The organism is Thermus sp. (assembly GCF_040290245.1).
Lineage (GTDB): Bacteria > Deinococcota > Deinococci > Deinococcales > Thermaceae > Thermus_A.
Genome location: NZ_PSMQ01000017.1, coordinates 21,506 through 33,421, shown reverse-complemented (window position 1 = coordinate 33,421; position 11,916 = coordinate 21,506). Strand labels below are relative to the sequence as shown.

The following is an 11,916-nucleotide window of genomic DNA, read 5'->3' as shown; positions in this document are numbered from 1 at the left end:
GGGGGTGGTGGCGGGGACCAAGTACCGGGGGGAGTTTGAGGAGCGGCTGCGCCAGATTATCGAGGAGCTCAAAAACGCCAAGGTCATCGCCTTCATCGACGAGCTTCACACCCTGATTGGGGCCGGGGGGGCTGAGGGGACGCTGGACGCCGCCAACATCATGAAGCCCGCTCTGGCCCGGGGCGAGATCCAGGTCATCGGGGCCACGACCACCGGGGAGTACCACCGCTACATCGAAAAAGACGCGGCTTTGGAGCGCCGCTTCCAGCCGGTCATCGTCTTGGAGCCCTCCCCGGAGGAGACGCTGGAGATCCTGAAGGGCCTCCGTCCCCGCTACGAAGCCCACCACGGGGTGGTCATCCCGGACGAGGTTTTGGAGCTGGCGGTCCGGATCGGCATCCGGTCGCTTCCCGGCCGGAACTTCCCGGACAAGGCCATCGACCTCATCGACGAAGCGGCAAGCCGGGTCCGCCTCAACGCCTCCTTGGGCCTGGTCGTGGCCGAAGAGGAGGACGGGACCCCCATCGTCACCCGGGAGGATGTGGAGGCGGTGGTGGATTCCTGGGGCGGGGTCTACGCGGACGACAAGGACGACGAGCGGCTCATGCACCTCGAGGAAGAGCTCGGCAAGCGGGTGGTGGGACAGGAGGAGGCAGTAAAGGCGCTGGCGAGCGCCCTCCGCCGGGCCCGGGTGGGTCTTGGAGGCCGGACCCGGGTGGCGGCGAGCTTTCTTTTCGTGGGGCCTTCGGGCGTGGGGAAGACCCAGCTGGCCAAGGCCTTGGCTGAGGTTCTCTTTGGCTCGGAAAGGGCCCTCATCCGCTTTGACATGTCCGAGTTCCAGGAACCCCACTCCGTCTCCAAGCTCATCGGGGCTCCGCCAGGCTACGTGGGGTACGAGCAGGGGGGGCGGCTCACAGAGGCGGTGCGGCGGCAGCCCTTTAGCGTCGTCCTCCTGGACGAGATCGAGAAGGCCCACCCCGATGTCTACAACACCTTCCTCCAGGTCCTGGACGAAGGCCGGCTCACCGACGGCCTGGGCCGCACCGTGGACTTCCGGCGGGTCATCCTCATCATGACCTCCAACACGGGCTTCAACGTGGGCCCCGCCATTGGCTTCACCGGCAAGGAGGTGGACACCGAGTCCCCCTTGAAGGCCCTCTTCACGCCGGAGTTTCTGGATCGGCTGGACGAGGTCATCCGGTTCCGGCCCCTTACCGAGGAGGAGTTGGTCCAGGTGGCGGGGATGATGCTGGAGGAAATCCAGAAGGAACTCCGGACCCGGGAGGTGGAGGTGGACTTTACCCCAGAGGTGGCGGGTTGGGTGGTCCAGCAGGCCCCCAAGACCGGCTCGGCCCGCGCCTTGCGCAGCGTGATCCGTGACCGGATAGAAGACCCCCTTTCCATGGCCCTCCTCAAGAAGCCCAGGGGCCGGCTCCGGGTGGGGGTGAGGGACGGGGCGCTCTCCTTTGAGGAGCTCGAAGAAGTCAGCCTGGTCTAATGGCCAAAGCCCAGTACCGGTGCGTGGAGTGCGGCTACCGTACCCCAAAGCCCCTGGGGCGGTGCCCGGGGTGTAGATCTTGGAATTCTTTTAAAGAAGAGGCTCCCTCTCCCCCGCCCTTCCCCCATTCCCATCCCCAGCCCCTGGTCCGGCTGAGCGAGGTGGAAGAGGGGGGGGAGGCCCGGTTCAGTTCGGGCTTCAAGGAGATGGACCGCGTCCTGGGCGGGGGATTCGTGGCCGGGGAGGTGGTCCTTCTGGGTGGGGAGCCGGGGGTGGGCAAAAGCACCCTCCTCTTGCAGGTGGCGGACCGGCTGGGCAAAAAAAGCGTATACGTGGCCGGGGAGGAGTCGCCGGGCCAGATCCGGCTCCGGGCGAACCGGCTGGGGGTGAAGGACCTCCTCCTGGCCCGGGAGACCCGCCTCGAGGCCCTTTTACACCTCCTCCAGGCGGAGCGGCCCGAGGTCGTTTTCGTGGACTCCATCCAAACCATCGAGGCAGGGGGAAGCCCAGGAAGTCTGGTGAGCGTCCGGGAAGCCACGATGGCCTTGGTCCAGCTCGCCAAGGCCCAGAAGATGACCGCGATCCTAGTGGGGCACGTGACCAAGGAGGGGGTGGTGGCGGGCCCTAAGGCCATCGAACACGCGGTGGACGCCACCTTGTTCCTAGAAAGCGCAGGGGGGTTCCGGCTTTTAAGGAGCGCCAAGAACCGGTTCGGCCCCGTGGGGGAGCTCGGGGTCTTCCGGATGGGGGAAAAGGGGCTTCTGGAGGTGGAAAACCCCTCAGAGGCCTTCTTGATGGAACGACCCTTGGGGGTGCCGGGAAGCGTGGTGGCCCTGGGGCTTTCGGGGGAAAGGGCCCTGGCTTTGGAAGTCCAGGCCCTGGCCGCCAAAACCCCCTTCCCCGCCCCAAGGCGGGTGGCCCAAGGGCTGGACGGAAGACGGGTAGACGTGGTGCTGGCGGTCTTGGAACGGCGGCTCGGGCTTAGCCTGATCCACCTAGACCTTTACCTGAACCTGGCGGGGGGTCTTAGGCTTTCCGACCCGGGGCTGGACCTGGCGGTGGCCCTGGCGGTGTATTCTGCGGTGGTGGGGCGTCCGCTTCCCCCAGAGCTCGCTGTGGTGGGAGAAGTGGGGCTTGCCGGAGAGGTCCGGAGCGTGGAGGGGCTTTCCCGGAGGCTTAAAGAGGGGGAACGGGCGGGGTTTTCCCACTTTCTCCACCCTGGGAACACCAGAAGCCTCCTGGAGGCGGTGGAGCGTCTGGGATGAGGCTCTTTTTTTACCTGGTCTTCGCCCTCCTGGGGTACTGGCTGGCCCTGAGTCTAGAAAAAGCGGGCTGGCTTCCCCCGCAAAGCGCCCCTCTGAACCGGATCTATCTGGCCCTGGCGGGGCTTCTTTCTGGGTTCCTCCTCCTGCCCCGCCTCGAGGCCCGCCTCCTGCCGAGGCTGGACGCCCTCCGGCGCCTCCCCCCCGAGATCCCCTTCGCCCTCACCCTGGGCACCACGGTGGGGCTTCTTTTGGCGGTCCTTCTCAACAGCCTCCTGGCGCAGGTTCCGGGCTTCCGACCAGAGCACTCCCTCCTCCTCGCCTTTTTGCTCGTCCTCCTCTTTTCCTATCTGGCCCTGCTTTACCGGGATGCCTTCCGCCAAAGCTTCCCTCGGAGCAGGCCCCAGGGCGGAAAGATCCTGGACACCAGCGTCCTCATCGACGGCCGGGTGGCCGAGGTGGCGGGGATGGGTTTTCTAGAAGGCCCCCTCTATGTGCCCCACTTGGTCCTCAAGGAGCTCCAGCACTTCGCGGACAGCCCAGACCCCCTAAACCGGGCCAAGGGCCGGCGGGGCCTGGAAACCCTGGAGCGGCTTAAGGGGGAGGCGGGCCTCGAGGTCTTGGAGGAAACCCCCGCAGGGGAGAGCGTGGACGAAAAGCTGATCTTCCTGGCCAAGGCCCGAGGGGCGGCTTTGGTGACGAACGACCTGGCCCTTTCGCAGATGGCCCGCATTTATGGGCTTAAGACCCTCTCCATCCAGGCCCTGGCCCAGGCCCTGAGGCCCCAGATCCAGGTGGGAGAGGTCATCCGCCTCACCATTCTGAAGGAGGGCCGGGAGCCCCACCAGGGGGTGGGGTATCTGGAGGACGGGAGCATGGTGGTGGTGGACGAGGGAATCCGGTATAAGGGACAGGAGATCCAGGTGGTCATCACCCAGGCCATCCAGACCCAGGTGGGCCGGCTCTTTTTCGGCCGGCCCGCGGGCGCATAGCGGTATAATGCCCCGGGGGCAACCCCGAGGAGGTGGGCGTTGAACCTACACGAGTATCAAGCCAAGGAGATCCTGGCGCGCTACGGGGTCCCCGTGCCCAAGGGTCAGGTGGCCTACACGCCGGACGAGGCCAAACGCATCGCCGAGGAGTTCGGGAGGCGGGTGGTCATCAAGGCCCAGGTGCACGTGGGCGGGAGAGGCAAGGCCGGGGGGGTGAAGCTGGCGGACACCCCTCAGGAGGCTTATGAAAAGGCCCAGGCCATCCTGGGGATGAACATCAAGGGCCTCACCGTCCGGAAGGTCCTGGTGGCCGAGGCGGTGGAGATCGCCCGGGAGTACTATGCAGGGCTGATCCTGGATCGCTCGAGCCAGCGGGTGGTCCTGATGGTCTCTAGGGAGGGTGGGGTGGACATCGAGGAGGTGGCGGCCAGGAACCCCCAGGCCATCCTCAAGTACCCCGTGGACCCCTTCAAGGGCCTGAGGTCCTTTGAGGCCAGGGAGATCGTGAAAAAGGCGGGCCTGGAGGGCAACCTGAACCGGCTGGCCCAGGTTTTGGTCCAGCTCTACCGGGCCTATGAGGGCATCGATGCCTCCATCGCCGAGATCAACCCCTTGGTCGTGACCCCGGACGGGCAGATCGTAGCCGCGGACGCCAAAATCGTCCTGGACGACAACGCCCTCTTCCGCCACCCGGACCTGGCGGAGCTGCGCGAGATCGAGGCCGAGCATCCCCTGGAGGTGGAGGCCGGCAACTACGGCTTCGCCTACGTCAAGCTTTCGGGCAACATCGGCATCATTGGAAACGGGGCTGGGCTTGTGATGTACACCCTGGACCTGGTCAACCGGGTTGGGGGAAGGCCCGCCAACTTCCTGGACATCGGGGGTGGAGCCAAGGCGGACGTCGTCTACAACGCGCTGAAAGTGGTCCTCAAAGACCCCGATGTGAAGGGCGTCTTCATCAACATCTTCGGGGGCATCACCCGGGCGGATGAGGTGGCCAAGGGGGTTATCCGGGCGCTGGAGGAGGGGCTTCTCACCAAGCCCGTGGTGATGCGGGTGGCGGGCACCGCCGAGGAGGAGGCCAAGAGGCTTCTGGAGGGCAAGCCCATCTACATGTACCCCACTTCGTTGGAAGCGGCCAAGGCCATCGTGGCCATGGTGGGAGGTGTGGCGTGATCCTTATCCACCGAAACACCACCGTCCTCGTCCAGGGCATTACCGGCCGGGAAGGGCAGTTCCACACCAAGCAGATGCTGGACTACGGGACCAAGGTGGTGGCTGGCGTCACCCCCGGCAAAGGCGGGTCGGAGGTCCTGGGCCTCCCCGTCTACGACACGGTGAGGGAGGCGGTGCAGAACCACAAAATAGATGCCTCCATCATCTTCGTCCCCGCGCCGGCCGCGGCGGATGCGGCCCTCGAGGCCGCCCACGCGGGCATTCCCCTGATCGTCCTCATCACCGAGGGCATCCCCACCTTGGAGATGGTGCGGGCTGTGGCGGAGATCAAGGCCATGGGCCGCTCCCGCCTCATCGGAGGGAACTGCCCCGGCCTCATCAGCGCGGAGGAGAGCAAGATCGGCATCATGCCGGGCCACGTCTTCAAGCGGGGAAGGGTGGGGCTGATCAGCCGTTCCGGCACCCTCACCTACGAGGCGGCCGCGGCTCTTTCCGCTGCAGGCCTCGGCACCACGACCACGGTGGGCATCGGGGGTGACCCCATCATCGGAACCACCTTCAAAGACCTCCTTCCCCTTTTCAACGAGGACCCCGAGACGGAGGCTGTGGTCCTGATCGGCGAGATCGGGGGCTCGGACGAGGAGGAGGCGGCGGCCTGGGTGAAGGAACACATGAAGAAGCCCGTGGTCGGCTTTATCGGCGGCCGGAGCGCCCCTAAGGGGAAACGGATGGGCCACGCGGGGGCCATCATCATGGGGAATGTGGGAACCCCTGAGTCCAAGCTCAAGGCCTTCCAGGCGGCGGGCATCCCCGTGGCCGATACCATCGACGAGATTGTGGAGCTGGTGAGAAAAGCCCTGTAAACGAAAGCCACCCCAGGCTGCCTGGGGTGGCTTCCCCTTTGGGCAGGGACCACTCAGACGTTGAAGCCAAACATCCTTAGCATCTTCTTCCCCTCCTCCGTCATCCGGGCCGGGGTCCAGGGCGGTGTCCAGACAAACTCCACGTTCACCCCAGTGACCCCGGGGAGGCGCATCACCGCCATCTCCGCATCCGCTTTGACCAGGTCCTGGGCGGGGCAGCCGATGGCGGTCAGGGTCATGGTCACATCCACCACACCGTTTTCATGGACTTCGACCTCATAGACGAGGCCTAGGTCGACCACGTTCACCGGAATCTCCGGGTCCTTGACGACCTTCAACGCCTCGAGGACCTGCTCCTTGGTGGGAAGGCCTTCCGCACTCATCCCTTCAGTATACCCGCCCGGGGGTAGAATGGGTTCATGCTGGACTACATGGCGGTCTCCGAGCTCTTTACCCCGGAAGAAAGGGAAGTGCAAAAGGCGGCGCGGCGGTTTTTAGAGGCAGAGGCTCTGCCCTTTATCCGGGACTGGTGGGAGCGGGGGGAGTTTCCCGTCCACCTCATCCGAAGGTTCGGAGAAATGGGCTTTCTGGGCCCCACCTTGCCCCCTGAGTACGGGGGCGCGGGGGTGAGCAGCGCCGCCTATGGCCTTATCGCGTATGAGCTCGAGCGGATCGACTCGGGCCTGAGAAGCTTCGCCAGCGTTCAGAGCTCCTTGGTCATCTACCCGATCTACACCTATGGCAGCGAGGAGCAGAAACGAACCTTTCTTCCCAAGCTGACGAGCGGAGAGATGGTGGGCTGCTTTGGCCTGACCGAGCCCGACGGGGGGAGCGACCCGGACGGAAACATGAAGACGAGGGCCCGCCGGGAAGGGGACACCTGGGTCCTGAACGGGACCAAGATGTGGATCACCAACGGCAACCTGGCCCATCTGGCCGTCATCTGGGCCAAGGACGAGGAGGGGGTGGTCCGGGGCTTCCTCGTCCCCACCGAGACCCCGGGCTTCCGGGCCCACGAGATCAAGCACAAGATGAGCCTCCGGGCCAGCGTCACCAGCGAGCTCGTTTTGGAAGAGGTGCGGGTTCCCGAAGCGCTCCGCCTTCCCCGGGCAGAAGGGCTCAAAGCCCCTCTCTCCTGCCTCACGCAAGCCCGCTTCGGCATCGCCTGGGGGGCCTTGGGAGCCCTCGAGGCGGTGTACACCGAGGCCTTGGCCTTCGCCCAAAGCCGCACCACCTTCGGCAAGCCCATCGCCAATAGGCAGCTCGTTCAAGAAAAGCTCGTCCGGATGCTCTCCGACCACACCAAGGGGCTGCTCCTCGCCTGGCGGCTGGCCCGGCTTAAGGACGAGGGGAAGCTGCGGCACGCCCAGGTCTCTTTGGCCAAGCGGGAGAACGTGGCCGCAGCCCTGAACGCCGCCCGCATGGCCCGGGACATCCTGGGCGGGAACGGCATCACTTTGGAGTACCACGCCATCCGGCACATGCTCAACCTGGAAACCGTCTATACGTATGAGGGAACGCACGACATCCACACCCTCATCCTGGGCCGGGAGATCACGGGCCTGAACGCCTTGGAATGATCAAGGTCTTTACCGGAGACCCTTTCCTCGCCCGGGAGGCGCTTTTAAGGGAGGCCCGGCTCCAGGGCCTTAAGGGCTTCACTCCGCCCCAGCCCGAGGCTTTGGCCCAGGCCCTCCAGGGTGGGCTCTTCGGCAGGGGTGGGGCGGCGCTGGAACTTTCCGAGGTAAGCGAGGCCAGCTGGAAAGCCCTCAAGCCCATCCTGGAAAAACTCCCCCCGGAGGTTCCCCTCCTCATCCTCGACCCTAGGCCAAGCGTGGCCCGCTCGGCCTTTTACCGCGCCCACGAACGGCAGGACTTCCCCACCCCCAAGGGAAAGGAGCTCCTCCGGTACCTAGAAAACCGGGCCCGCGCCTTAGGGCTTAAGCTTCCAGCCGGAGTGGTTCACTTCCTCGCTGGCCTGGTTTCGGAAGACCCCGACCTTCTGGCTCTGGAACAGGAACTCCAGAAGCTCCGCCTCCTCACCCCCCCTCTCACCCTGGAAAAGGTGGAGAAACTGGTGGCCATCCGCCCCCCTATCAGCGGATTTGAAGTGGTCCGCCTGGTCTTAGAGGGCAAGGCGGAAAAGGCCCTCAGCAAGCTCGAGGCCCTTCTGGCCGAAGGGGAGGACCCTCTCCGGGTCCTGGGGGCCTTCTCCTGGCAGCATACCCTGCTCTTCCGGGCCTGGGCTCTTCTGCAGGAGACCCCCGGAGGGTCCGAAGAGGAGAAGGCGGCCCGCCTCGAGGTCCACCCCTTCGCGGCGCGGCGGGCCTTGGAAATGGCCAGAAGGCTGGACATCAAGGCCATAGAAAAGGCCCTGGAGCTGCTTATGGAGGCTGAGCTTAAGGTCAAAAGGGGCCGCGACCCCCGGCTCGCTTTGGAGAAGCTGGTGGTGGAGTTGACCCAGGTCTTTGGGCCCCGGTAGACTCGGGGCATGCTTCAAGAAGATCTGGTGGAAGGGGTTCTGAAGCGGGCGCTTCAGGGCGGGGCGGACTTCGCTGAGCTCTACGTGGAGCGCTCCAAAAGGCGGCGGATGACGGTAAGGAATGGCCAGCTGGAGGAGGCGATCAGCGGCCTGGAGTACGGGGCGGGGCTACGCCTTTTCTTCGGAAGGGAGGTGGTCTACGCCTACACCAACGACCTCACCCCGGAAAGCCTCCTCGAGGCCCTGGAAAGCCTCCTTCGGGCCCGGGGTGGCCTGGGCCGGGTGGACGACCGGGGGGCCGGGGGGCTGGACTTCCGCCGGGAAGTTCCGAAAGGGCTTCACGCCCCCAGGGTCCCCTTGAGCGCAAAGGACAAGCGATACCGCCTGGAACGCCTTTTGGAAGCCGAAACGGCAGCCCGGTCCGCCCCCGAGATCCGGCAGGTGGAGGCCAGCCTCCAGGAATGGGAGCAGGAGGTCCTGGTGGCCAACACCGAGGGCATCTGGAGGGAGGACCGAAGGGTGCGCACCCGGCTTTTTGTGCTCGCGGTGGCGCAAGACGGGAAAGAGGTCCAGACGGGGTACGCAGCCCCTGGGCTCAGCCTGGGCCTCGAGCTCTTTGACCTCTACCCCCCGAAGGAGGTGGGGGAAAAGGCCGCCCGGCAAGCCCTGACCAACCTGAAGGCCAGGCCCGCCCCCGCGGGAACGATGCCGGTGGTGGTGGGCAACGCCTTCGGAGGGGTCCTCTTCCACGAGGCCCTGGGCCACCTCCTGGAGACCACCAGCGTGGCCAAAAAGGCCAGCGTCCTCGCGGACCGGCTGGGGGAGGAGGTGGCCAGCCCCGTCGTCACCTACATCGACGACGGCACCCTCCCCCACGGCTTTGGAAGCAGCGAGATGGACGATGAAGGCATGCCCACGGAGCGGACGGTCCTCATCGAAAAGGGCATTTTAAAAAGCTACATGGTGGACCGACTAGGAAGCCTCCTCACGGGGTACCCCAAAACGGGCTCGGGCCGAAGACAGGACTACACCTTCGCCCCCACCTCGAGGATGCGCAACACCTTCATCGCCCCTGGGACCACCCCGGTGGAGAAGCTCATCGAGGGGGTAGAGTATGGCCTTTACGCCAAGGAACTGGGCGGAGGCCAGGTGCTGCCGGGCTCCGGGGAGTACAACTTTTCCGTCCGAGAAGGGTACATCATCCGCAAGGGGCGGCTGGAGGAGGCGGTGCGGGGCGCCATGCTGGTGGGCAAAGGGCCGGAGACGATCCGGAAGGTGGTGGCGGTGGCCGACGACTTAAAGACCGCCCCCGGGATGTGCGGAAGTCTCTCGGGGATGATCCCGGTGGAGGTGGGCCAGCCCCACGTCCTGGTCTCGGAGCTGGTGGTAGGAGGTCAGGCATGACCCTAGAGGAAGCCAAGGCGTTCATACTTGGGGAGGCGAGGAAGAGAGGATTGAAGGCGGAGATCCTCTTGCAAAAGAAGCAGGAACGCGCCTACAAGGCCTTCCAGGGCCACCTCGAGGAGGCCCTGGAAGCCCGGCAAGGGGGCCTGGGCCTGCGGGTGGAGGTGGAGGGGAAGGTGGGCTACGCCTACACGGAGGAGGTCTCCAAAGAGGCCCTGGCCTGGGCCCTCGAGGAGGCGCGGGAAAACGCCCTTTTGTCCAGCAAGAAGGGCTTCCTTCCCAAAGGGACCCCCCTGGGCCGGCACGACCTCTTGGGCGAGGGGCTTTCCGCCCCCCTGGAGGCCAAACGGGAAGCGGCCTTGGCCCTGGAGCGTGCCCTGGGGGAGGACCCCCGGGTCCGGGTGGCCCAAGGGGAGTACCGGGAGGTGGAGGCCCAGGCGGCCCTGGCCAGCACCGAGGGGGCGGAGGGCGCCTACCGGTTCGGGGTGGCGCTGCTTTTTGGAAGCGTGGTGATGGCGGAAGGGGGGAGTCTCAAGCAGGGCTGGGAGGTGGAGCTAAGCCGGGAGTTTCACGCCTTGGAACCCGGAAAAACGGCCCTCGAGCTGCGGGAGAAAACCGGCCGCCTCCTGGGAGCCCGGCCCCTCAAGACGGGCAGGTACCGGGCCTACCTCGAGCCCAACGCCTTCATCAGCCTGCTCATGGTCCTGGCCCCCATGTTCTCCGCCAAGGAAGTCCTGGACGGGAAAAGCCGCCTGGTAGGGCTTCTGGGCGAAAGGATCGCCAGCCCCCTGGTGACCCTTCTGGACGACCCCACCCTGGAAAGAGGCCTGATGAGCCGGCCCTTTGACGCGGAAGGCACCCCTTCTAAGAAGGCGGTTTTGGTGGAGGAGGGGGTGCTGAAGAGCTACCTGCACAACTCGGAAACCGCCCGCCTCATGGGCCAGGAGAATACCGGCCACGCCTTTCGCACCTACAAAGGAAGCCTCTCCATCCTGCCCACCAACCTCTACCTGGCCCCTGGAACCGGGGTCAGGCCTCAGAGGGGGGTCCTGGTCACCGAGTTCATGGGGGTGCATGCGGGGGCCAACCCCGTGACGGGGGAGTTCTCCCTTCAGGCTTTGGGGCTCTTTCTGGAGGATGGGGAGGCGCACCCGGTGGAGAACTTCGCCGTCTCGGGAAACCTCTTGGAGCTTCTGGAAAAGATTGAAGGCGTAGGACAGGACCTCACTTGGAAGCTCCTCGGCTCCTTCGCCTTGGGAAGCCCTACGGTGGAGGTGGCCGAGCTTTCCTTCGCAGGGGCGTGAGGATCTTCGTCACCCGCGAGCTTCCGGGCAACCACCTGGACCGCCTTTGGGAAAAAGGGGTTCAGGTGGAGGTCTGGCCGGGGGAGGCCCTTCCCAGGGAGACCCTTCTCAAGCAGGTGGAAGGGGTCACGGGCCTCATCCCCACGGTGGAGGACCGGATCGATGCCGAGGTGATGGACCGGGCGGGCCCCGCCCTCAAGGTCATCGCCAGCTACAGCGTGGGCGTGGACCACATCGACCTGGAGGCGGCCCGGGCCCGGGGCATCCGGGTCACCCACACCCCTGGGGTCCTGGCGGGCGCCACCGCCGACCTCACCCTGGCCCTCCTCCTGACGGTGGCCCGCCGGGTGGTGGAAGGGGCGGCGTATGCGCGAGAGGGGCTCTGGAAGAACTGGCATCCCAAGCGCCTTCTGGGCCTCGAGCTGGAGGGGCTCACCCTGGGGGTGGTGGGCATGGGAGAGATTGGCCGCCGCGTGGCCCAAAGGGCCGAGGCCTTCGGGATGCGCATCGTCTACACCAGCCGCACCCCCAAACCCCTCCCCTATCCCTTCCTGGACCTGGAAGGGCTTCTGGCCGCTGCGGACGTGGTGAGCCTCCACCTTCCCCTCACCCGGGAAACCCACCGCCTCCTGGACCGAAGACGGCTTTTCGCCATGAAGGCGGGGGGGATCCTCCTCAACACCGCCCGGGGTGGCCTGGTGGACACAGAAGCCCTGGTGGAGGCCCTGCAGGGCCACCTCTTTGGAGCGGGCCTGGACGTGACCGACCCCGAACCCCTCCCCCAGGGCCACCCCCTGTACGCTTTGAGCAATGTGGTCATCACCCCCCATATCGGCTCGGCCACCACGAAGGCGCGAGACCAGATGGCCAGGCTAGCGGTGGATAACCTCCTGGCCGTGTTGGAGGGCAGGGAGCCCCCAAATCCGGTAGTATAG

General features: G+C 65.8%; 11 protein-coding genes. 10 read left to right on the top strand and 1 reads right to left on the bottom strand.

What is annotated here, in order from left to right; translation table 11 throughout:
- The 5 genes from C4301_RS04065 to sucD form a co-directional block, all read left to right on the top strand.
- Positions 1-1,498, top strand: a 1,498-nt coding sequence (locus tag C4301_RS04065) for an AAA family ATPase (protein ID WP_352413829.1), incomplete at its 5' end; no start/stop codon positions are given.
- Positions 1,498-2,763, top strand: a complete 1,266-nt coding sequence (radA, locus tag C4301_RS04060) for a DNA repair protein RadA (RefSeq protein ID WP_352413828.1) — start codon at positions 1,498-1,500, stop codon at positions 2,761-2,763. The genes C4301_RS04065 and radA, both read left to right, overlap by 1 nt.
- Entirely contained in the window at positions 2,760-3,752 is a 993-nt protein-coding gene (locus tag C4301_RS04055) for a PIN/TRAM domain-containing protein (protein WP_352413827.1), read from the top strand. Before radA ends, C4301_RS04055 begins: the two co-directional genes overlap by 4 nt.
- A gap of 39 nt (positions 3,753-3,791) precedes the next feature.
- Entirely contained in the window at positions 3,792-4,928 is a 1,137-nt protein-coding gene (gene sucC, locus C4301_RS04050) for an ADP-forming succinate--CoA ligase subunit beta (protein WP_352413826.1), read from the top strand.
- Positions 4,925-5,791, top strand: a complete 867-nt coding sequence (gene sucD, locus C4301_RS04045; RefSeq protein WP_352413825.1) for a succinate--CoA ligase subunit alpha — start codon at positions 4,925-4,927, stop codon at positions 5,789-5,791. The genes sucC and sucD overlap by 4 nt, the downstream gene beginning before the upstream one ends.
- 53 nt (positions 5,792-5,844) lie before the next feature.
- Here sucD and C4301_RS04040 read toward each other — a convergent pair whose 3' ends face one another.
- On the bottom strand, positions 5,845-6,174 hold the full coding sequence (locus C4301_RS04040; protein ID WP_352413824.1) for a metal-sulfur cluster assembly factor: 330 nt from the start codon (positions 6,172-6,174) through the stop codon (positions 5,845-5,847).
- Positions 6,175-6,210: 36 nt separating this feature from the next.
- On the opposite strand from C4301_RS04040, the gene C4301_RS04035 reads away from it, so the two are divergent.
- From C4301_RS04035 to C4301_RS04015, 5 genes are read left to right on the top strand one after another with little or no spacing between them, the layout of a single operon-like run.
- Positions 6,211-7,371 (top strand): acyl-CoA dehydrogenase family protein, encoded by a 1,161-nt coding sequence (locus tag C4301_RS04035; RefSeq protein WP_352413823.1) that lies wholly within the window; start codon positions 6,211-6,213, stop codon positions 7,369-7,371.
- Entirely contained in the window at positions 7,368-8,273 is a 906-nt protein-coding gene (gene holA, locus C4301_RS04030; protein ID WP_352413822.1) for a DNA polymerase III subunit delta, read from the top strand. The genes C4301_RS04035 and holA overlap by 4 nt, the downstream gene beginning before the upstream one ends.
- Positions 8,274-8,282: 9 nt before the next feature.
- The gene (locus C4301_RS04025) at positions 8,283-9,677 is read left to right on the top strand and encodes a TldD/PmbA family protein (RefSeq protein WP_352413821.1); all 1,395 of its coding nucleotides are present in this window, start codon (positions 8,283-8,285) and stop codon (positions 9,675-9,677) included.
- Positions 9,674-10,981: a TldD/PmbA family protein gene (locus C4301_RS04020; protein WP_352413820.1), complete on the top strand. Its 1,308-nt coding sequence runs from the start codon at positions 9,674-9,676 to the stop codon at positions 10,979-10,981. Before C4301_RS04025 ends, C4301_RS04020 begins: the two co-directional genes overlap by 4 nt.
- Entirely contained in the window at positions 10,978-11,916 is a 939-nt protein-coding gene (locus C4301_RS04015; RefSeq protein ID WP_352413819.1) for a 2-hydroxyacid dehydrogenase, read from the top strand. Before C4301_RS04020 ends, C4301_RS04015 begins: the two co-directional genes overlap by 4 nt.